We start from the raw sequence: 20,884 nt of genomic DNA, 5'->3' as shown, positions 1-20,884 counted from the left end.
TCGACGCCGCGCGAGGTCTCAGCTCCTCGGCACGGCCGCCGTGAAGGCCGGCAGGTACGCGGAGGCGTGGCCCTCGGCCGTCGGGTGGACGTTCGTGCTGCTGATCCACGCGTCGCCGGTGCAGATCTCGTGCCCGTCGAAGGCCGGACGGCCGTCGGCGAACGCGAAGCCCGCCGCCGCGGCGCGCCCCGCGATGGTCTCGTTGAGCAGGTCCGAACCCTTGTTTATCGCCGTGCGCTTGGCCGAGCTGAGCCCGCCCAGGCAGAGGCCGCCCTCCTTGTAGAGGTGCGGGTATCCGATGACGACGACGTCGGCGCGGGGTGCCTGGGCGCGGACCGTCGCGTAGAGGCTGTCCAGTTCACCGGGCAGCTCGTTCACTACGTACTGCCCGGCCGTCGCCAGCGCCCGTTCGCAGGCCGACTGGGTGGAGTACTGACAGCTCAGCATCGTCGACGCGAACCCGGAGTCGTTCCCGCCGATGCTCAGGCTGACCAGGGTGGTGTCCTCGTCCAGAGCGCTCACCTGGTCGTCGAGGACATCGGGGATCTTCGCACCGCCGCAGGCGACGAAGGAGAACGAGGCCGGGTCGTTGGCCCCGGCCCACAGCGCCGGGTAGGCGTTACGGCTGCGTGTGCACAGGGCGTCGGAGTAGTTCCCGGCTCCGGTCCCGGAGGCGTACGAGTCGCCGAGGGCCACGTAGTGCACCTCGTCGGCCGCCGTCGTGGCCTGCGCGGCGGTCACGGGGACCGAGGCGAGAGCGAGGGCGAGGAGCGAGGCGCCGACGGGTCGGGTCAGGTGCATGGGTTCTCCCGGGGCTGGGGCGGAAGGGGCGGGTGCACGGCCGCCGCGCGACCGCGGCGACCGTGTCCAACCTCCCGCCGCCGGGGACCCACGTCATCGGCGAAATGACCGGCTCCCGCCTCGCGTCAGAGGCGCCTCCCGTGGAACCGTCAGCCGGCGGACTCGCCCGCGTGCGGGCTCAGCACACCGGCTCCGATCAGCACGAACAGCAGGATGCCGAGCAGCACACGGTAGATGACGAACGGCATGAAGCTCTTCGTCGTGATGAACTTCATGAACCAGGCGATGACGGCGTATCCGACAGCGAAGGCGATCACGGTCGCGAAGATCGTCGGTCCCCAGGAGACGTGGCCTTCGCCCGCGTCCTTCAGCTCGAAGGCGCCCGACGCGAGCACCGCGGGGATGGCCAGCAGGAAGGAGTAGCGGGCCGCGGCCTCGCGGGTGTAACCCATGAGCAGGCCACCGCTGATGGTGGCACCCGAGCGCGAGACGCCCGGGATCAGGGCCATCGCCTGGCAGAAGCCGAAGATCAGCCCGTCCCTGACACCCAGTTCCTTCAGCGACTTCCGCTCCCGCACCACACGGTGCTTCCCGCCGGTCTCGTCGCGTGCGGCGAGACGGTCCGCGATGCCGAGGACGATGCCGAGCACGATCAGAGTCGTCGCGATCAGGCGCAGGTCGCGGAAGGGACCCTCGATCTGGTCCTTGAACGTCACGCCGAGCACACCGATGGGGATCGAGCCGATGATGACCAGCCAACCCATCTGGGCGTCGTGGTCGGACCGCATCGAGGAGTTGGTCAGCGAACGGGACCAGGCCGAGATGATCCGGGCGATGTCCTTGCGGAAGTAGATGAGGACCGCTGCCTCCGTACCGATCTGGGTGATCGCGGTGAACGCGGCTCCCGGGTCGTGCCAGCCCGCGAACGCCGCGGTCAGCCGCAGATGCGCGCTGGAGGAGATCGGAAGGAACTCGGTCAGTCCCTGAACGAGGCCCAGGACGAATGATTCGAACCAGCTCATGGGGCTTTGGCCATCCCGGAGGTGCTCATGCAACGGCCGACGGTCGAGGAAACCGTCGGCTGTGTGCGGATGTGGTCAGAAAAGGGGGACGGGACGTCACGGCCCCAACATCCTCTGTCGGTCGCGCGCAGCGTATCGCCTGTAGGTGAACGGGCCTGCGCTGCCCCCGGCTCAGGGGGCCGCTCCCTCAGGAGCCGCCGCCCAGCCGATGCCGCCTGCGCCAAGCGACCAGTGCGCCGCCCGCGCCGGACAGCACGATGAAGCCCATGGCCGCCAGGAACGCGGGCGATGTCGGTGAGGTGGCCTGGCTGCCGGCGACGACGTACGCCGCCGTGTTGGGAATGGAGCCGAGCCCGGTCGCCAGCAGGAACGGCGGGTACCCCATCCGTGAGGTCGCCGCGCAGTAGTTGGCCGCGGCGAACGGGACGCCGGGGAACAGCCGTATCGCCAGCATGGAGCGGAAGCCGTGCCGGCTCAGCAGGCCGTCCGCGGCCTTCAGCCACTTCCCCCGGAGCAGCGTGCGCAGCGCGTCCTGGCCCAGCACCCGGCCCAGCATGAAGGAGACACCCGCGCCGAGCACCGTGCCCGCCAGAGCCGCCACCAGGCCCGTCTGCGAGCCGAAGAGCGCGCCGGCGGCGAGATTGAGCAGCGGACGCGGCACGAAAGCCACGGTGCACACGCCGTACACCAGGCCGAACAGCATCGCGGCGCCCGAACCCGTCAGCCCGGACGGCCAGCCGGAGGCGAGCAACCGCTGTGGTTCGAACAGCAGCATGGTGAACGCCGCGGCCAGCAGGACTGCCACGAGCAGGGACAGACGGGACCAGGGGGACAGCAGTGCCCTCGTACAGCGCACTGCGAGGCCGCCGGAAGGCCGTGTTGCGGGGACGGGGTCGAACATCTGGGGAGCGTAACCGAAATGGGTGTGTGATCGCCGTAATGTGCGTGCGGCAAGCATGCAACAGCCGTACGACAGGCGCGTGACGGCCGGGGGCGGACGCGGCGGCTGTGCGCGTCGCCGGTGGCCCCGCCGCCTGCTGCCTGCCGTTCTCCCGCGTGACCCGGCCGTCCGCTCGTCCACGCCGATGCGGTACGAAGTCCGATGTGGAGAATCAGACCCAGCCCGCCGCCACCGTCCGCGTGTTCATCGCCCTCGCCCCGCCCGACCACGCGAAGGACGAACTGGCCCGGGAGCTACGCCACGCCTACGGCACACACCCTCGCATGCGGTGGAACCGCATCGAGGACTGGCACATCACCCTGGCCTTTCTCGGTGAGCTGCCGGCCGACACCGTGCCGCTCCTGCGCGCGCCTCTCGCCGGCCTCGCCGCGGACCACCGGCCTGTCCGCCTCGCGTTGCGCGGCAGCGGGGTCTTCGACGACCGGGTGTTGTGGAGCGGCATCGACGGAGAGCTCGACGAGCTGAACATGCTGGCGGCGGAGGTACGCACAGTGGTCAAGGACTGCGGCATCGCCTTCGAGGACCGGCCCCTGCGCCCGCATCTGACGCTGGCTCGGGCCCGCCGGGGGGACCGGTCCTCGGCGGCGGAGATCGCCGAAGGGCTCGCCGGATTCTCCGGCAGCGGATGGCCCGCCGAGCGGCTGCACCTGGTCGGCAGCAACGCCGGTCGCAGCCGAGGGCCGATCCACTACCGCGACATCGAGGCGTGGGCCTTCGGTGAGGGGAACGGCACCCGATCCTGAACGGTTCGCCCCGGGCCGGACCACGTGCTCGGCCGGTTCGACCGGGCCGGGCCACGTGCTCGGGTCCGGTAAGGGGACGAGCTCCACGAAAACCGTTCGACGGCGCCGCACAGCTCGGACATCATCAGGGGCATGTTCCGGTACGCCTTCCTCGCAGCGCAGTCCGCAGTCGCGGACACGCCGAAGGCTGCCGCGAGCCCTGCGGTCGCAGCCGCAGCAGCAGCAGTTGACGCAGCGTTCACCGCTGCGGCGGCGCCCTTCGGCGGCGCCCGAAGCTGACCCTCCCCCGACCGTCCGGCGGACCCCGCAAGGGGAGGGTCGGCGGGGCCCTGGGGTCTTCTCTCTCAGCTTCGAACACCAAGGAAAGCAGCCATGCCCAAGACGGCATACGTGCGCACCAAGCCGCACCTCAACATCGGCACCATGGGCCACGTCGACCACGGCAAGACCACCCTCACCGCCGCCATCACCAAGGTGCTCAGCGACCGCGGCAGCGGGACGTTCGTGCCGTTCGACCGGATCGACCGGGCGCCGGAGGAGGCGCAGCGGGGGATCACCATCAACATCGCGCACGTCGAGTACGAGACCGACACCCGGCACTACGCGCACGTCGACATGCCCGGACACGCCGACTACATCAAGAACATGGTCACCGGAGCGGCGCAGCTCGACGGGGCGATCCTCGTCGTCTCCGCGCTCGACGGCATCATGCCGCAGACCGCGGAGCACGTGCTGCTGGCCCGTCAGGTCGGCGTCGACCACATCGTCGTCGCCCTCAACAAGGCCGACGCCGGTGACCCCGAGCTCACCGACCTGGTCGAGCTGGAGGTCCGCGAGCTGCTCTCCGCGCACGGATACGGCGGGGACACCGTGCCCGTCGTACGGGTGTCGGGGCTCGGCGCGCTGCAAGGCGACCCACGCTGGACGGCGTCCATCGAGGGGTTGCTCGACGCCGTCGACACGTACGTACCGATGCCGGTCCGCTACACCGACGCGCCGTTCCTGCTGTCCGTGGAGAACGTGCTCACGATCACCGGTCGCGGCACCGTCGTCACCGGGGCCGTGGAGCGCGGCACGGTGCGTGTCGGCGACCGCGTGTCGGTGCTCGGCGCGGACGTGGAGACCGTCGTCACCGGTCTGGAGACCTTCGGCAAGCCGATGGAGTCCGCGGAGGCGGGCGACAACGTCGCGCTGCTGCTGCGCGGTGTCGAGCGCGACAGGGTCCGCCGGGGTCACGTGGTGGCGGCCCCCGGCAGCGTCACGCCGAGCAGGCGCTTCACGGCGCAGGTGTACGTCCTGTCGGCCCGTGAGGGCGGGCGCACCACCCCGGTCACCACGGGGTACCGCCCGCAGTTCTACATCCGGACGGCCGACGTGGTCGGCGACGTCGACCTCGGGGAGGCGGCGGTGGCCCGGCCCGGGGACACGGTCACGATGACCGTCGAGCTCGGCCGTGACGTGCCGCTGGAGTCCGGCCTCGGCTTCGCGATCCGCGAGGGCGGGCGTACGGTCGGCGCCGGTACGGTGACCGGCCTGCTCTGACGGCTGTTGTGCGGCGCGCCTGCCCGGCCCTCGGGGAGGCGCGCCGTGCGCTGTGCAGCAGACTGGGTCCATGGCAGACACAGCTCTCGTACTGGGTGCCGGAGGCGTCACCGGCACCGCATGGGAAACCGGAATCCTGCACGGACTCGCCAAGGCGGGCGTAGACCTCTCCACCGCCGATCTGATCGTAGGAAGTTCGGCCGGTGCGATCGTCGGGGCACAGCTCGCGTCGGGCGCCGTCCCCGTCGGCGAGCTCTACGAGCGCCAGCTCGCCGATCCGCAGACCGAGAACGAGCCAGTGGCACGGCTCGGCCCCGTCACCGTCCTGCGGTACGCGCGCGCCGTGCTGTCCTCCCGCACGCCCGAGGAGTACGGCCGCAGACTGGGGGCCCTGGCCCGGGACAGCCGGGCCGGCGCGACAGCGTCCGAGCGCCGGAAGATGATCGCCGGCCGCCTGCCGTCCGCGGTGTGGCCGGACCGGCACCTGCTGATCACGGCCGTGGACGCCTCCACCGGGGTTCTGCACACCTTCGACAGGACGGGAACGGTCCCCCTCGCCGACGCGGTCACCGCCAGTTGCGCGGTCCCCGCGGTCTGGCCGGTGGTCGTCGCCGGGGGCGGGAGCTGGATCGACGGCGGCGTGCACTCCCCGGCCAACGCCCATCTCGCCGCGGGGTACGAACGCGTGGTCGTGATCGCCCCCACCGCAGGCGGCAGCAAGGTGATCGTCTCGCCCCGGGCGCAGGCCGCCGAACTGGAGGCGGCGGGAGCCCGCGTCGAGGTCATCACCCCGGACGCGGGGGCGCGGAAGGCCATCGGCCGCAACTCGCTGGACCCAGCCCGGCGGGCTCCCGCGGCGAGGGCCGGCCTCGCCCAGTCCGTGGCGCACACGGAGGCGGTCGCCGCGGTGTGGAACGGCTGACTCCGTCGGGGCGGGTGGGGTCGGAACAGGGGGCGGAGCCCGTCACAATGGGGGAGTGAACGAGCAGATACCCGTCATCCGCGACACCGACTGCGGCACCGCCAGACTGCTGCCCGACGTCGACCGGGACCGGGCCTGGCTGCTCACGGTCGACGGGGCCCCGCAGTCGTACGTCGACCTCGACGAGCCGGAGCACCTCGAGTTCGAGTACGCGCGACGGCTCGGCCACGTCGTGGACCGGGCGGGCGCGCCGGGTGCCCCGCTGGACGCCGTACATCTCGGCGGCGGGGCGCTCACCCTGCCGCGCTATGTGGCCACGACCCGGCCCGGCTCCAGGCAGCACGTCGTGGAGGCGGACCGGGGACTCGTCCAATTGGTCGGTGAGCACCTGCCGCTGCCCGAGGGCGCCGGGATCGCGGTCCACGGCGCCGATGCCCGGGAGTGGCTCGGACAGGCACCGGAGGGTTCCGCCGACCTCCTGGTCGCCGACGTGTTCGGCGGCGCCCGGGTCCCGGCGCACCTCACGTCCGTCGAGTACGCGCGGACCGCGGGCCGGGTGCTGCGGGCGGACGGGATCTACGCGGCCAACCTCGCCGACGGCGCGCCCTTCACCTTCCTGCGCTCGCAGATCGCCAACTTCGCCGAGGTCTTCGGGGAGCTCGCGCTCATCGCCGAGCCCGCGGTGCTGAGGGGCCGCCGCTTCGGAAACGCCGTGCTCGTCGCCTCCCGCGCACCCCTCGACATCGCCTCGCTGACCAGGCTGTGCGCCGCCGACGCCTTCCCCGCGCGGGTCGAGTACGGTGCGTCGCTCACCCGGCTCGTCGGCAGTGCGAGGCCCGTGCGGGACAGCGAGGCCGTCGCCTCACCCCAGCCTCCCGACGGCGCCTTCAGCATCGGATGACTCCCGGGCCGGGGGGACGCCGGCCCCCTTCACCGTGCTGCGGCGCGTCAGATTCCGTACGTCCGGGACGAGCAGTACGCCGGCGGTCACCAGGACGATCAGCGCGGCGCAGCCCCACAAGGCCTCGCTGCGGCCGACGAGCGACTCCACCGGGCCGGCCGCCGCCGTGGCCAGCGGCACCATCGCGACGGAGCCGAACCAGTCGTACGCGGAGACCCGGGACAGCTTCTCCTCCGGGATCTCCTGGTGAAGCGCCGTCATCCAGGAGACGCCGAACACCTCGATCGCCACCCCGGTGACGAACATGACCGCGCACAGGCCGGCCACCGGCAGTGGCACGGCGAGCCCGGCGGACGGCAGCGCCAGCGGGAAGACGCAGAGCGTCCCTGCCAGCAGCAACCGCCGTGGCTTCCAGCGCATCATCAGCAGCGCGCCGCCCAGCGTGCCCACCCCGAACGCGGCCAGCGCGAACCCCCAGGGCCGGGCCCCTCCGAGCTCGTCCCGGGCCACGAGGGGGCCGTACACCGCCTCGGCGGCTCCTACCACCGCCACCACCACCGAGAACTGCAGCACGATCGCCCAGAGCCAGGGGCGCCCGGCGACCTCCTTCCAGCCGTCGCGGAGATCGGCGAGAAGACCGCTGCCGGGTGCACGCGCGGGGATGTGGCTCACGTCGAGGAAGGCACGGAGCGTACCGGCCACGGCGAACGCCGCGGCGTCGACGGCCAGTACCCATCCCGGGTCCATCGCCGCGATCATGGCGCCGCCGAGCGCCGCGCCGCCGATGGCCGCGCCGTGCATCGACATCCGGAAGAACGCGAAGGCCCTGGCCGCCTGCTCCCCGGTCACGCTCGACATCAGCATGCCCTCGGCAGCCGGACTGAAGAAGGCCTGGCCCGTGCCGCACAGCGCCGTCAGCAGCATCATCTGCCAGAGCTCGGCGCCGCCGGTCAGGACCAGCCAGGCGAACACCGCCTGAGAGACGCAGTTGAGCGTGTTCGCCGCCACCATGACCCTGTGGCGCGGCAGCCGGTCGGCGACCGCCCCGCCGATCAGGAGGAAGAGCACCAGCGGCAAGGTGCGCGCCGCGGCCACCAGACCGACGTCTCCTCCGTCGCCACCCGATTCCAGAACGGCGAACGCCGCCGCGATCAGTGCGCCATGGGTACCCAGGCTCGTGATGATCGCGGCGGCGGTCAGCAGACCGAAATTGCGGCCGGCCCGTGCGGGGCCGGAGGCGGGGGAGGAGGAAGACACGGCGGAAGTCACCAGGGGACTATCCCCGTCCCGGCCCCCTGTCGCCAAATGGACGGCCTCCGCTCCGGCCGCAAGGGCTCAGGAGGTGCTTTCCGCGCCCTCCGCGAGCCGTACCGTGCTGAGGATCTTCTGAATCGTCGCGTCCGGCAGCTCGTCGTCCACACCGGCGTTGGCGTAGAGGACCCAGGTCGAGTACTCGCCCTTGCCGTTCTTGAAGCTGAACGCCGTCGACTTGCCGTCGGTGTCGCACTTGTTCTTGTTGGCCAGACCGGTGGCGGTGGCTGTCACGACGCTGCCGGAGAGACCCGACTTGGTCGTGTACGGAGCGGCCTTGCCGATCTTGACCTTCTCCTTGGGGTCCTCCTGGGCGTAGGCGGCCCAGACCCAGTTGGCGGCCTCGTTGGTGGCGGCCTCGTCCGTGCTCTTGGCGCCCTGCGCCCCCTTGGTGCCGACGCCCGCGAGGCCGGTGTCCTCCTTGGAACCGTCCTTGTCGGCATCGTCCACGCACCACTTGCTCTTGTAGTACGCCGGAGCGGAGAAGCCGGCGGCCGGCGGACCGGTCGGGTTCTTCGCGTCCTCGAAGCCGGCGAACACGCCGGTGCCCGCGACCTCCCAGTCGCCGGGCACGTCGAACTGCGTGCCCCACTTGGGGTTGGTCACGACCTTCCAGCCGGGAATCGACGGCGCGGCCTCCTCGCCGCCCCGCGGGTTCGCGGCCGGGGACGAGGAGGTCTCGGACGGCTTGGCGGACGGTGACGAGGACGACTTCTCCTCGGCCACGGTCGACCCGCCCTTGTCGTCCTTGTTCATGACCACGACACCGGTGACGACAGCGGCGACGACGACGGCGGTCGCCGCGACGACCGCGACGACCGTCGTCTTCTTCTTGTCGTCGGGCTGCGGGCCACCGGGCCCGCCGGGCACGGCGTACTGCGGCACGGTCGGCTGCTGGTACGGGTTGTGCTGCCAGCCCGGCTGCCCAGGCTGGCCCTGCTGCTGATATCCCGGCTGCTGATAGGGATTCGGCTGTTGGTACCCCGGCTGCTGGTACGGGTTCTGATTCTGGTCCTGCGGGTTCTGCTCGCCCCCGGGCGGCTGCTGTCCTGGCCACATGGCCAGTAACCATAGAGGGGGGTGGGCGCCCCCTGCTACGGCCGCCCCTGTGAGGGGATGGTCAAAGCCTGCTACTCGCTAGTAACATCGTACCCATGAGCACTGAAGAGATGACGGTCGGCGACATGCTGTCCGCGAGCGTCCCGATGGTCAGGACCCTCGGCATCACCTACCTGGAGACGACCGCGGAGCGTGCTGTCCTCCTTCGGCGCGATGTTCACGCTCGCCGAGTCGGCGAGCGGCGCGATCGTCGTCGCGGCCTTCGGTGACCAGCTGCATCGGGCCGTTCCGCTGCCCGTCACCACCGAGATGGCCTTCAAGAAGGTGGCCAAGGGCGAGCTCACCGCCACTGCGGTGCTGGCCCGCCCGGCCGCCGAGGTCGTCGCCGAGCTCGACGAGGGCAAGCGTCCGGAGTTCCCCGTGAAGGTCGAGATCCGCCGCGCGGACGGCGACGTCACGAGCGAGATGAGCGTGGTCTGGACCCTGCGCCCCAACAGCTGATTCCGGTCCGGTCCCGCGCTACCGGTAGCGGCCCGCCGCGTCCGCGCGCAACCGGGCGAAGCGGTGGCGCCCCCGGCCCGGAACCCGCCGCGGCCAACCGGACCGTGCGGAGGGGTAGGCTGCCGCCGGGCACCGTCGTCGTGCCCGGCGGCAGATTTCCAACCGGAGGGACCGGCGTTGCACGTCCAGGAGTGGCTCGAGACCGTACCGGCGGTCAGTATTTACCTCCTGGTGGGGGTCGTCATCGGACTCGAGAGTCTGGGGATCCCGCTGCCCGGGGAGATCATCCTCGTGAGTTCGGCGCTCCTCGCCTCCCAGCACGGCGAAGTCGACCCCGTGGTGCTCGGCGCCTGCGCGTCGGCCGGGGCGATCATCGGTGACTCGATCGGGTACGCGATCGGCCGCAAGGGCGGGCGACCGATGCTCGCCTGGCTCGGCGGCAAATTCCCGAAACACTTCGGGGCGCCCCAGATCGCGATGGCGGAGCGGTCCTTCGAGAAGTGGGGCGTGTGGGCGGTCTTCTTCGGCCGCTTCGTCGCGCTGCTCCGCATCTTCGCCGGACCGCTGGCCGGTGTCCTGCGCATGCCCTACTGGAAGTTCCTCATCGCCAACGTGCTCGGCGGAATCGTCTGGGCCGGCGGTACCACCGCCGTCGTCTACTCGGTGGGAGTCGTCGCCGAGGCGTGGCTCAAGCGCTTCTCGTGGCTGGGGCTGCTGGCGGCCGTACTCATCGGGCTCGTCTCGATGCTCGTACTGAAGAACCGGGCCAAGAAGGCCGCGGAGCAGGCAGGCCACCCGGCGCCGCTGGCCGAGCCGGACGCGGTTCCCGCGACCGACTGATCCTGGTGCGGAACCGGTCCGTGCCCACCGCGTCGGTCCTCCCGTGGCGCCCGGCCCGGCGGGGGCGGCGCCCCTCGGCAGTGGTCTGTCAGCCCTCGTGCGCCGCGCGGTGCGCCTTCGCCAGCTCGACGTAACCTGCCGCGTTGAAGGCGATGCCCTCGCGCTCTTCCGCAGTCAGTTCCCGCTTGACCTTGGCGGGCACGCCGGCCACCAGCGAACCCGGCGGCACCCGCATCCCCTGCGGCACCAGTGCCTGCGCCGCGATCAGTGAACCCGCTCCGATGTGTGCGCCGTTGAGCACGGTGGCGCCCATGCCCACGAGGACGTCGTCCTCGATGACGCAGCCGTGCAGGACGGCGTTGTGCCCGACCGAGACCCGTGCGCCCACGGTCAGCGGGAAGCCGGGGTCGGTGTGCACGCTGCAGTTGTCCTGGATGTTGCTGTCGGGACCGAGGGAGATCGGGCCGCAGTCGGCGCGCAGCACGGCCTGGTACCAGACGCTCGCGCCCGCGGCCAGTGAGACCTCACCGATGACGACGGACGTCGGCGCGAGAAAGGCGTCCGGATCGACGTCCGGCTCCTTGCCGCCGATGCCGGTGACCAATGCCTGCTCTGCCATCGCCTGCTCCTCCGGTGTGATGTGGTGCGCGGCGTCCCGCGCTCCGGACGAACCTAATCGACCGTCTCCCGGGCCCGGTCAGGTGGGGTGAACATCACAGCCGGCCGCGCGGGCCCGCCGTGACGGGGCCGACTACCGTGAGCGGGTGCCGAAGAACCGAAACATGTTCTCCTCCCTGACCCTCCGGCGGCGTGGTGTCATGTCCCGCGCCGTCCACCGCGTCTGGGCCTGGGTGCAGGAGACCGGGGCCGTCACCGCGCAGCATCCGGGGGGTCTGCGATTCGGCCGCATCGGCACCGGGACCCGGCTCGCCTTCCCGCAGGGCACGGTGTTCGGGGAGCCGTGGATCGAGTTGGGCGATCACTGCGTCATCGGGGAACAGGTCACCCTCACGGCGGGCCTGATGCCCGATCTGGACCTCGGATCCGAGCCCATCCTGACCCTGGGTGACGGGGTGGTGCTGGGAAGGGGCAGCCATGTCATCGCCGACACGACGGTGACGATCGGTTCGCACACGTACTGCGGTCCGTACGTCTACATCACGTCGACCAATCACAGTTACGACGATCCCCACGAGCCGGTCGGCAAACAGTGGCCCCGCATGGAGCCCGTGGTGATCGGACCCGGGTGCTGGATCGGCACCGGCGCCGTGATCCTCCCGGGGGCCACGCTCGGGCGCAACGTCGTGGTCGCGGCAGGGGCTGTCGTGCGCGGCGAGGTACCCGACCACGCGGTGGTGGCGGGGGCGCCGGCCCGCGTCGTGCGCAGCTGGGACCCGGAGGAGGGCTGGCAGCCGCCGCTGCGCACGCCCGCGCCCGTACCGATCCCCGAAGGGGTCACGCCGGAACAACTGGCCGCCGTCGCGCTGCTCCCGGAGGAACCGGCCGACAGGGCCTGACAGCCCGCCCTCCGCGACCGGTGGGAGGCAGCCCTCAGCCCGTCGCCAGCAGAACCGTTCCGATCAGGGCCAGACCGGCGCCCGCCGCCTGGATTCCGCGCATCCGCTCGCCCAGTACGCCCCGCGCGGCCAGCGCCGTCACCACCGGATACAAGGACGCCAGGACGGCGGCCACGGTGACAGGGCCGTGCTGCGCGGCCACCGCGTACATGCCGTTGGCCGCCACGTCGGCGAGGCCCACGAAGGCAAGCGCGGGCAGCGCGGCCCGGACCGCGAGGGCTCCTCCCTCCTCGGGGAGCGCGTGGCCGCCCCGGCGCACCGAGAGGTACAGCGCCGTTCCGCCCACCGCGATGTTCGTGACGCGCTGGACGAACAGGGCGAGGAAGAGCGCCGTCACCGTCGTGGACGCCTCGGCGATCAGGGCCATGACGGCCCCGAACCCGAAGGCGGCCAGCAGGGTCAGCAAGACCGCCTGGCGCCGCACCCGCGCTCCGCGCGACTGCGGGCCGCCGGCCAGTACGACGCCCAGGACGGCGACCGCCACCCCCGCGGCCTGGAGCAGGCCGGGCCGCTCGCCCACGATCAGGCCCACGCCGACCGGGACGGCGACCCCGAGCGACCCGAGGGGCGAGATGACGCCCATGGGGCCGAGGGCCAGGGCCTTGTAGAAGCTGAGCATCGCCACCGGTCCGACGGCGCCGGCCGCCACCGCGAACCAGAGCCGTCCGCCGGCCTCGCTCCATCCGCCGGTCGCGATCACGACGGCACCCAGCACCGCCGCGGCGATGCACTGCGACACGACCACGACGGTGAGCGCGGGAACCCGCCGGGTGAGCACTCCGCCCCCGAAATCGGCCAGGCCCCACAGGAGGCTCGTGGCCAGGGCGAACAGTGCCGTCATCGGGGCCTCGCAGTACAGTCGGGAGCTCGGGTGGGTACACCACACCGTAGTGCAATATTTTGAACCCTGTCATCCATGATATTGGACGGAACGTGTCTGACCTCGATCAGCTCACCCAGTCGCTCGCGCGCAACCTCAAGCGCTGGCGGGGTGAGCGCGGCTTCACCCTGGACGCGCTCGCAGCCCGGGCGGGCGTGAGCCGGGGCATGATCATCCAGATCGAACAGGCGCGTACGAACCCGAGTGTCGGCACCACCGTCAAGCTCGCCGACGCGCTGGGCATCAGCATCACCACCCTGCTCGACTTCGAGCAGGGCCCCCAGGTGCGGTTGGTGCCCGAGAGCCAGGCGGTTCGGCTGTGGTCGACGGAGGCCGGCAGTTCGACCACGCTCCTCGTCGGCACGGAGGCCCGGGGACCGATCGAACTCTGGTCCTGGCACCTGATGCCCGGCGACAGCAGCGCCTCCGACCCCCACCCCGTGGGGACGGTGGAACTCCTCCATGTCACCGCCGGTGAACTGACCCTGGTCGTCGACGGCGAGGCCCACGAGGTCCCGGCCGGGACCTCCGCGACGTTCGAGGCGCATGTGCCGCACATCTACCGCAACGACGGCACCGAACCGGCCGAGATGACCATGGCCGTATCGGTACCGCCCGTGCGCGGAGAGGGCAAGTGAGGTGTCGCCGGAGGCTGTTAGCGTGACGGCATGCACGCACCCCTGGGCACCTTCACCGACGCCTCTCCCGCCGCCGAGCGGCTGGACCTGCTCCCCGCGCCTGTCGCGAAGGCCGTGGCGGAGGGCTGGGGCGGCGTTCCCGCCGAGTCGCTCGTCCACGTCGACACCGACCCCGAGTGGGCCGACACGGCCGTCTTCGCCGAGCACTACGGACCCGAACTGCTCAACCGGTCGGCCAACTGCGTGGTGGTCGCGGGCAAGCGGGGGTCCGACGTCACGCTCGCCGCGTGCGTGGTGCTCTCGCGCGCCCGCGTGGACGTGAACGGGGCGGTGCGCAGGCATCTCGGCGCCCGCAAGGCATCCTTCGCCTCGATGGACGTGGCGATCGGCGAAACCGGTATGGAGTACGGCGGGATCACCCCTGTGGGCCTCCCCGCAGCCTGGCCGCTGCTGCTCGACCCCGTGGTGGCCGACGAGGAATGGGTCCTCATCGGCAGTGGCCGCCGCCGCGGCAAGCTCATCGTCCCGGGCAAGGCTCTGGCGGCCCTGCCGGGAGCGGTCCTGGTGGAGGGCCTCGGGGTCTGAGCCAGGCGGTCGCACGGTGAGGGCGCGCTGGGTCAGGTCTGTCGTGGGCCGGCCCTCAGGAACAGGCCCGGCCCGCCGTCCGGGGCGGGCCGGGTCCGCCACTCGGAGTGGCGCACGGGCAGGGCTGCGGACCCGGCGCCCTGAGGGGGCTGCTCAACTACCGCCGGGCCGATGGTCCTTGAACCATCCTGTGGCGAAGTCCACCGCAGCGCGGAAGCCGAACAGCCGGCTCGGCGCCGAAGCCACCGGACCCGTGCGTACCGATCCTGCGGGCATGCGGCGGACGAAGTCGGTTCCCAGGGCGGCGAAGTCGCCGTCGTCCAGCTCGATGTCCTCGTACTCCCACCAGCGGCGCGTGCCCTCCGAGGCCACCACACAGCGGTAACGACGCCGGGCCGGGGCGGGAACGCGGTACTCCGCCAGGTGGAAGGCCGTGCAGCTCTCGAAACCGGTGCCCAGCAGCAGGACCTGCGCGTCGGCTTCGTACAGCCGGGCCAGGGGGGAGTCCTCGCCCAGATGGCAGTCGTGCCGGTGGTCGCGGAGCAGCGCCCGGGCCGCCGGGCCGATCGCGGCGAAGGAGGTCTGGGGGTGGCCGCTGCGGAGCGCGCCCGGCGTCCGCCGCACCGTCTCGGCGAGCACGCCCATCGCGTGGGCGGGCGATGTCGCCGCGTCGAACGGGGGCATCGCCGCCCGCACGGCGGCGCGCGCCTGCTCACTCAGGCCCCGGACACGGTCGAGGTAGGAGCGGGAGGTGTCCGAATTCTCCGGGGTGAAGGCCGGGACGACCAAGGTCCCTTCCGGCCCCAGTGCCCGTCGAAGGGCGGCGGCCAGGTCGCCGGCGTCACCACCCGCGGAACGCATCGAGGCATGCACCAGCAGGACGCCGCCCCGCCGGACGCCCAGGCCGTCCAGCTGGGTGACGGTGCGCGCACCGGGCCTCAGGAGATGCTGTGTCACAGCGCACATTGTCCCTGCCGGGGAGGCACCGTGACACCACACCTTCAGGACAGGGTGCGGCGGTGACGCGCGCGGAGGGTGGTCCGCCGGGACCGGCCCTCCTCCGGTCAGGCGCGGCTGCCCAGCCGGGGAATCTCGATCGCCGGGCAACGGTCCATGACCATGTCGAGCCCTGCCCCGCGGGTGCGCGCGTACGCCTCCTCGTCGATCACTCCGAGCTGGAACCAGACCGCCTTGGCCCCGGCCGCCACCGCCTCGTCCGCGACGGCCCCCGCCAGGGCGCTGTTGACGAAGACGTCCACCACGTCGACGGGGAAGGGTATGTCCGCCAGAGAGGCGTAACCCTTCTCGCCGTGGACCGTCTCCGCCTTGGGGTGGACCGGCACCACCTTCTTGCCGAAGGCTTTGAGCACCCCGGCCACCCCGTAGGCCGCGCGGGAGCGATTGCCCGACAGGCCGACCACCGCCCAGGTGTCGCCCGAGTCCAGAAGAATCCTGCGGACCGTCTCGTCGTCTGCGTACATGCCCGGACAACGGACGGCCCGCCCGGCACATTCCCCACGGGAGGGTGAATGTGCCGTCGCGCCGGCGCATAGGCTGGGGCGATGCAGGAGCAGTACCGGACAGTCGCCCGCGCGGGCGTGCACGAGACCGAGGTCAACCGATCACGCTTCCTCTGCGCGCTGGCCCCCGCCGCCACCGAGCAGGAGGCGCAGGACTTCGTCGCCCGTGTCCGCAGGGAGCACCCCACCGCCAACCACAACTGTTTCGCCTATGTGATCGGCGCCGACGCCTCCGTACAGAAGGCCGGGGACGACGGGGAGCCCGGCGGGACGGCGGGTGTCCCCATGCTCCAGATGCTCCTGCGCCGCGAGACGCGGTACGTCGTCGCCGTCGTCACCCGCTATTTCGGCGGCGTCAAGCTCGGAGCCGGCGGCCTGATCAGGGCGTACGGCGGAGCGGTCGGGGAGGCGCTGGACGCGCTGGGTACGACCACCCGCAGGCGCTTCAGGCTCGCCACCGTCACCGTCGACCACCAGCGGGCGGGCAAGCTGGAGAACGATCTGCGCGCCACCGGTGTGGATGTGCGTGAGGTGTCGTACGCCGAGGCCGTGACCATCGGGATCGGGTTGCCGGACTCCGACGTGGACGGGTTCAGGAGCTGGCTGGCGGACGCCACGGCGGGTGCCGCGACACTCGAACTGGGTGGCGAGGCGTACGGGGACGTCCGGGGCCGATGAGGGATCCGGGGCCCCGCGGCATTAGCGTGGTCCGGTCCGCAGCGGAATCCAGGGCGGGCGGAGTGCCGGACCTGTGTGGTCCTGGGGGCGGAGGAAGTGGAACATGCCGGTCGTAGCCGTCGGAGTGATGTCGTGAGGATTCTGCACACCTCGGACTGGCACCTGGGGCGGTCCTTCCACCGCGTCCCCATGCTCGACGCCCAGGCCGCCTGTCTCGACCACCTCGTGGAGACGGTGCGGGAGCAGGCGGTCGACGTGGTCGTCGTGGCCGGCGACGTCTACGACCGGGCGGTGCCGCCGCTGTCGGCCGTCCAGTTGTTCGACGACGCACTGCACCGGCTCGCAGCGGCCGGTGTTCCGACCGTCATGATCTCCGGGAACCACGACTCGGCCCGCAGGCTGGGCGTCGGTGCCGGGCTGATCGCGCGGGCCGGTATCCATCTGCGTACCGACCCCCATGACTGCGCCACCCCGGTCGTGCTGCACGACACCCACGGTGACGTGGCTTTCTACGGGCTGCCCTACCTCGAACCCGCCCTCGTCAAGGACACCCTGGGCGCGTCGAAGGCGGGGCACGAGGCGGTCCTCACGGCGGCCATGGACCGGGTGCGTGCCGATCTCGCCTCCCGCCCCGGAGGCACCCGCTCGGTGGTCCTCGCCCATGCGTTCGTGGCCGGCGGTGAACCCAGCGACAGCGAACGCGACATCACCGTCGGCGGCGTCGCGGCCGTCCCCGCCGGAGTCTTCGGCGGCGTCGACTACGCGGCGCTCGGCCATCTGCACGGCTGCCAGACGGTCACGGAACGCGTCCGTTACTCGGGCTCCCCTCTCGCCTACTCCTTCTCCGAGCACACCCACCGCAAGACCATGTGGCTGATCGACCTCGGCGCGGGAGGGGACCTCGTGGCAGAACGCGTCGACTGCCCGGTACCGCGTCCGCTCGCACGCCTCAGGGGACGCCTCGGTACGCTCCTGGAGGACCCCGCCGCCGAACGTCACCGGGACTCCTGGGTCGAGGCGACCCTCACCGATCCCGTCCGGCCGGACGACCCGATGGCCCGGCTGCTCGAACGCTTCCCCCATACCCTGAGCCTGGTCTTCGAGCCCGAGCGCGCCCCCGAGGACCCCTCCGCCTCGTACGCCCAGCGGCTCAAGGGCAGGGACGACCACCAGATCGCGGAGGACTTCGTGGCCCATGTACGCGGTGGAAGCGGCCCCAGCACACAGGAGCGGGCGGTGCTGCGTGCCGCCTTCGACGACGTACGCGTCGACGACGCGGTGGACGAGGTGTCCCGTTGAGGCTGCACAAGCTCACCCTGACCGCCTTCGGGCCCTTCGGTGGCACCCAGGAGGTCGACTTCGACGCGCTCTCCTCCGCCGGGATCTTCCTGCTGCACGGACCTACGGGCGCGGGCAAGACCTCGGTGCTCGACGCCGTCTGCTACGGCCTGTACGGAGCGGTGCCCGGCGCACGGCAGAGCCCCGGCACCTCTCTGCGCAGCGACCACGCCGCCGTGGACCGGCCGACCGAGGTGTGCCTGGAGCTGACCGTGGGGGGACGCAGGCTGGAGATCACCAGGCGGCCCGCCCAGCCCCGGCCCAAGAAGCGGGGCGGCGGCTTCACCACGGAGAAGGCGCAGAGCTGGCTGCGCGAGTACGACCCGGAACACGGCTGGAAGGCGCTGAGCCGCTCCCACCAGGAGATCGGTGAGGAGATCGGCGGCCTCATCGGCATGAGCCGGGACCAGTTCTGCCAGGTGGTGCTGCTGCCGCAGGGCGACTTCGCACGATTTCTGCGCGCCGACGCCGAGGCGCGTGGCAAGCTGCTCGGCAGGCTCTTCGACACCCGCAGGTTCGCCGCCGTCGAGGAACGCCTGGCCGAGCTGCGCCGGACCGCGGAGGCCCGCGTCAAGGCGGCGGACGAGCAGATCCTCGCCCTCGCCCAGCGCATCGCGCAGGCAGCCGGCCCGGCGGCGGACGAGATGCCGCAGCCCGGGGAGCGCCCCGGCGAGCCCGGGCTGGCCGACGGTGTCCTGCGGTGGGCGGCCGTCGCCCGCAGCGGGGCCCGCGAGCGCCTCGACATCGCGCAGTGCGTCCTGGCCGAGGCCGAGGGCCGGAACGCCGTCGCTCGCCACGCCGTCGAAGCCGAGCGCGAACTCGCCCGGCTCCAGCAGCGGTACGAGGAGACCCGGCGCCGTGCCGCGGGCCTGGAGGAGCGCCGTGCGGAACGCGACCGGTGCCACGAGCAACTGGCCCGCGCGCGCAAGGCGGATCTGGTCGCGCCCGCACTCGAGCTGCGGGACGAGGCGGAGCGCGCCCACCGCACGGCCGTCGTCGCCCGCGAGCGCTCCCTCGCCGGGCTGCCGCCCGAGCTGGCGGACGCGGGATTCGAGCAGCTTGCCGAGAGGGAACGAGCGATCAGGGCGGAACTGGGCGCCCTCGACGCCGCGCGCCGTGCGGAACAGCGCAGCAAGGACATCGACGCCGAACGGGCCGGTCTGGACAGGCAGTCGCGTGCCGATGACGAGCTGATCCAGGAGGCGGAGACCTGGCTGGCGGGCTGGGACGCGACACACCGCGGACTCAGGGCGCGCATCGAGGCGGCGCAGGACGCGGCGACCCTGGCGGAGCAGCTGGCCGGCCGGCTCGGCCCGGCGCGCAGGAGGCTGGACGCGGCGCGGCGGCGCGACGCCCTCTCCGCGCAGGAGGAGGCCGCCGCTGCGGGGTTGACCGCGGCGCGTGAGCGCGCGGCAGCCGCACACGAGAAGTGGCTGGGACTGCGGGAGCAGCGGCTGCGCGGCATCGCGGCGGAACTGGCCGGTGCTCTGGTCGACGGCGTCGCCTGCGCGGTGTGCGGCTCCGCCGAGCACCCGGAACCCGCCCGGGCCGAGGACGGCCATGTGGACCGGGCCACCGAGGAGGCGGCCCTCGCCGCCCATCAGCGAGCAGGCCAGGCGCGCGCGGAGGCCGAGGCGGAACTCGGCGTGCTGCGGGAGCGCCTGGCGGCGGCCCGTGCCGAGGCCGAGGACCCACAGGAGCTCGCCGGCGTTCCCGGATCCGGCGGGGCGGAGGACGGCGCCGGTGCGCTCGCCCCGGAGGGGCACGGACTCGCTTCGGTGGCCGCGCTCCAGGAGATCGCCGACCGGCTGGCCCGGGAGCACGCCGACGCGCACCGCCTCGCCGCCGGCACACACGCGGCCAGGGAAGCACTCGCCGTCGCCGAACGTGAGCACCTCGGCCGGATCGAGGACCGGCAGCAGGCGGAGCGGCGGGCGGCTGCCCGCACCTCGCAGCGCGAAGCGCTCGACCGCGAGCAGGCGGCACTGGAAGCCGAACTCGCGAAGGCACGCGGCGCCGGCGGGTCCGTCGCCGCGCACGCGCGTCTGCTGGAACAGCGTGCCGGGCTGCTGGCGGGTGCGGCAGAGGCGCTGCGCGACGAGCAGAGCGCCGCCCGGCGGCTCAAGGAGGCCGACGGCAGGCTGGCGGACGCCGCCTTCCGGGCGGGATTCGACACTCCGCAGGCCGCAGCGGCGAAGCTCCTCGGCGAAACGGCACAGCGGGAGCTCCAGCACCGGATCGACGCCTGGCAGACGGAGGCCGCCACCATCGCCGACCGGCTGGCCGAGGCCGACGCCAGGGACGCGGCAGCCCGCCCGCCCGCCACGCCGGACGCCGCACAGGCGGCGTACGAACAGTCCGTGCAGGTGCTGCGGGACAGCGCCGCCGCGCACTCGGCAGCGCGTGAACGTGGCGCGGAGCTCGACCGGCTGTCCCGCCGCGTCGAGGACGACGTACGCGCACTCGGGCCACTGCGCCAGGAATACGAGAGGGTGGCCCGCCTCGCCGGTCTGACCGCGGGGACCTCGGCCGACAACGAGCGCAAGATGAGGCTGGAGGCATACGTGCTGGCGGCCAGGCTCGAACAGGTCGCCGCCGCCGCGACGGCCCGCCTCCAGCGGATGTCCTCGGGCCGCTACACCCTGGTCCACTCCGACGAGCGCAGCGGAGGGCGCAGGGCGGGCCTCGGCCTGCACGTGGTCGACTCCTGGACGGGGCGAGAACGCGACACGGCCACCCTCTCCGGCGGCGAGACCTTCTTCGCCTCCCTGGCGCTGGCACTCGGTCTCGCCGACGTGGTGACGGACGAGGCGGGCGGCGTACGCCTGGACACCCTGTTCATCGACGAGGGATTCGGGAGCCTCGACGACCAGACGCTGGACGAGGTCCTCGACGTCCTGGACTCATTGCGCGAACGCGACCGCAGCGTCGGCATCGTCAGCCACGTGGGCGATCTGCGCCGGCGCATTCCCGCCCAGCTCGAAGTGGTGAAGGAGCGTCACGGCTCCGCGGTCCGCCATCGGGTCTCCGGCACGCTCAGCGGCTGACCGGGCTTCGAGCCCCGG

Annotated in this window: 20 protein-coding genes and 1 pseudogene; 12 read left to right on the top strand and 9 right to left on the bottom strand. The window is 72.3% G+C overall.

The features are described 5' to 3' along the window. Positions 1 to 18: 18 nt before the first annotated feature. The 3 genes from ABZY45_RS27850 to ABZY45_RS27840 form a co-directional block, all read right to left on the bottom strand. On the bottom strand, positions 19 to 801 hold the full coding sequence (locus ABZY45_RS27850) for an SGNH/GDSL hydrolase family protein (protein ID WP_356744125.1): 783 nt from the start codon (positions 799 to 801) through the stop codon (positions 19 to 21). 149 nt (positions 802 to 950) lie between these two features. Further along, on the bottom strand, positions 951 to 1,823 hold the full coding sequence (locus tag ABZY45_RS27845) for an undecaprenyl-diphosphate phosphatase (RefSeq protein WP_356744123.1): 873 nt from the start codon (positions 1,821 to 1,823) through the stop codon (positions 951 to 953). Positions 1,824 to 2,010: 187 nt separating this feature from the next. Next, positions 2,011 to 2,724: a TVP38/TMEM64 family protein gene (locus tag ABZY45_RS27840; protein WP_356744121.1), complete on the bottom strand. Its 714-nt coding sequence runs from the start codon at positions 2,722 to 2,724 to the stop codon at positions 2,011 to 2,013. A gap of 203 nt (positions 2,725 to 2,927) precedes the next feature. Here ABZY45_RS27840 and thpR point away from each other — a divergent pair, with 203 nt between their 5' ends. The 4 genes from thpR to ABZY45_RS27820 all read left to right on the top strand — a co-directional run bounded on the left by thpR (position 2,928) and on the right by ABZY45_RS27820 (position 6,892). Next, complete coding sequence (gene thpR, locus ABZY45_RS27835) at positions 2,928 to 3,527, top strand: RNA 2',3'-cyclic phosphodiesterase (RefSeq protein ID WP_356744119.1); 600 nt, start codon at positions 2,928 to 2,930, stop codon at positions 3,525 to 3,527. Positions 3,528 to 3,899: 372 nt separating this feature from the next. Continuing rightward, a complete protein-coding gene (gene tuf, locus ABZY45_RS27830; protein WP_356744117.1) occupies positions 3,900 to 5,069 on the top strand; it encodes an elongation factor Tu in 1,170 nt (389 codons plus the stop codon). 70 nt (positions 5,070 to 5,139) lie between these two features. Beyond that, positions 5,140 to 5,991: a patatin-like phospholipase family protein gene (locus tag ABZY45_RS27825; protein ID WP_356744115.1), complete on the top strand. Its 852-nt coding sequence runs from the start codon at positions 5,140 to 5,142 to the stop codon at positions 5,989 to 5,991. A 55-nt stretch (positions 5,992 to 6,046) separates the two neighbouring features. Then, positions 6,047 to 6,892, top strand: a complete 846-nt coding sequence (locus ABZY45_RS27820; RefSeq protein ID WP_356744113.1) for a fused MFS/spermidine synthase — start codon at positions 6,047 to 6,049, stop codon at positions 6,890 to 6,892. On the opposite strand, the gene ABZY45_RS27815 is transcribed toward ABZY45_RS27820, so the two are convergent. Both ABZY45_RS27815 and ABZY45_RS27810 read right to left on the bottom strand, forming a co-directional pair. After that, on the bottom strand, positions 6,854 to 8,161 hold the full coding sequence (locus ABZY45_RS27815) for an MFS transporter (protein WP_356744111.1): 1,308 nt from the start codon (positions 8,159 to 8,161) through the stop codon (positions 6,854 to 6,856). The genes ABZY45_RS27820 and ABZY45_RS27815 overlap by 39 nt on opposite strands. A 66-nt stretch (positions 8,162 to 8,227) precedes the next feature. Beyond that, positions 8,228 to 9,262: a hypothetical protein gene (locus tag ABZY45_RS27810; RefSeq protein WP_356744109.1), complete on the bottom strand. Its 1,035-nt coding sequence runs from the start codon at positions 9,260 to 9,262 to the stop codon at positions 8,228 to 8,230. Positions 9,263 to 9,372: 110 nt separating this feature from the next. Here ABZY45_RS27810 and ABZY45_RS27805 point away from each other — a divergent pair. After that, positions 9,373 to 9,763, top strand: a pseudogene (locus tag ABZY45_RS27805) (DUF4442 domain-containing protein). 177 nt (positions 9,764 to 9,940) lie between these two features. Then, a complete protein-coding gene (locus ABZY45_RS27800) occupies positions 9,941 to 10,603 on the top strand; it encodes a DedA family protein (RefSeq protein WP_356744107.1) in 663 nt (220 codons plus the stop codon). Positions 10,604 to 10,691: 88 nt separating this feature from the next. Here ABZY45_RS27800 and ABZY45_RS27795 read toward each other — a convergent pair whose 3' ends face one another. Then, entirely contained in the window at positions 10,692 to 11,222 is a 531-nt protein-coding gene (locus ABZY45_RS27795; protein ID WP_356744105.1) for a gamma carbonic anhydrase family protein, read from the bottom strand. Between the two features lie 145 nt (positions 11,223 to 11,367). On the opposite strand from ABZY45_RS27795, the gene ABZY45_RS27790 reads away from it, so the two are divergent. After that, positions 11,368 to 12,120, top strand: coding sequence for an acyltransferase (locus tag ABZY45_RS27790; protein ID WP_356744103.1), 753 nt, complete (start codon positions 11,368 to 11,370; stop codon positions 12,118 to 12,120). A 34-nt stretch (positions 12,121 to 12,154) separates the two neighbouring features. On the opposite strand, the gene ABZY45_RS27785 is transcribed toward ABZY45_RS27790, so the two are convergent. Beyond that, positions 12,155 to 13,021: a DMT family transporter gene (locus tag ABZY45_RS27785; RefSeq protein ID WP_356744101.1), complete on the bottom strand. Its 867-nt coding sequence runs from the start codon at positions 13,019 to 13,021 to the stop codon at positions 12,155 to 12,157. Positions 13,022 to 13,113: 92 nt separating this feature from the next. On the opposite strand from ABZY45_RS27785, the gene ABZY45_RS27780 reads away from it, so the two are divergent. Together ABZY45_RS27780 and ABZY45_RS27775 are read left to right on the top strand one after the other, a co-directional pair. Further along, the gene (locus tag ABZY45_RS27780) at positions 13,114 to 13,698 is read left to right on the top strand and encodes an XRE family transcriptional regulator (protein ID WP_356744099.1); all 585 of its coding nucleotides are present in this window, start codon (positions 13,114 to 13,116) and stop codon (positions 13,696 to 13,698) included. A gap of 30 nt (positions 13,699 to 13,728) precedes the next feature. Then, positions 13,729 to 14,283: a YbaK/EbsC family protein gene (locus ABZY45_RS27775; protein ID WP_356744097.1), complete on the top strand. Its 555-nt coding sequence runs from the start codon at positions 13,729 to 13,731 to the stop codon at positions 14,281 to 14,283. A gap of 153 nt (positions 14,284 to 14,436) precedes the next feature. On the opposite strand, the gene ABZY45_RS27770 is transcribed toward ABZY45_RS27775, so the two are convergent. Both ABZY45_RS27770 and ABZY45_RS27765 read right to left on the bottom strand, forming a co-directional pair. After that, the gene (locus tag ABZY45_RS27770) at positions 14,437 to 15,249 is read right to left on the bottom strand and encodes an AAC(3) family N-acetyltransferase (RefSeq protein ID WP_356744095.1); all 813 of its coding nucleotides are present in this window, start codon (positions 15,247 to 15,249) and stop codon (positions 14,437 to 14,439) included. Between the two features lie 98 nt (positions 15,250 to 15,347). Continuing rightward, positions 15,348 to 15,764 (bottom strand): CoA-binding protein, encoded by a 417-nt coding sequence (locus ABZY45_RS27765; RefSeq protein WP_356744093.1) that lies wholly within the window; start codon positions 15,762 to 15,764, stop codon positions 15,348 to 15,350. Positions 15,765 to 15,845: 81 nt separating this feature from the next. Between ABZY45_RS27765 and ABZY45_RS27760 the strand changes: the two genes are divergently transcribed. The 3 genes from ABZY45_RS27760 to ABZY45_RS27750 all read left to right on the top strand — a co-directional run bounded on the left by ABZY45_RS27760 (position 15,846) and on the right by ABZY45_RS27750 (position 20,866). Continuing rightward, a complete protein-coding gene (locus tag ABZY45_RS27760; RefSeq protein ID WP_356744091.1) occupies positions 15,846 to 16,481 on the top strand; it encodes a YigZ family protein in 636 nt (211 codons plus the stop codon). Positions 16,482 to 16,613: 132 nt separating this feature from the next. Then, entirely contained in the window at positions 16,614 to 17,780 is a 1,167-nt protein-coding gene (locus tag ABZY45_RS27755; protein WP_356744089.1) for an exonuclease SbcCD subunit D, read from the top strand. Then, positions 17,777 to 20,866, top strand: coding sequence for an SMC family ATPase (locus tag ABZY45_RS27750; protein ID WP_356744087.1), 3,090 nt, complete (start codon positions 17,777 to 17,779; stop codon positions 20,864 to 20,866). Before ABZY45_RS27755 ends, ABZY45_RS27750 begins: the two co-directional genes overlap by 4 nt. Positions 20,867 to 20,884: the final 18 nt, after the last annotated feature.

This window comes from Streptomyces sp. NPDC006516, assembly GCF_040611875.1.
Taxonomy (GTDB): Bacteria; Actinomycetota; Actinomycetes; order Streptomycetales; family Streptomycetaceae; genus Streptomyces.
This window is presented reverse-complemented; position numbering and strand designations above follow the sequence as displayed.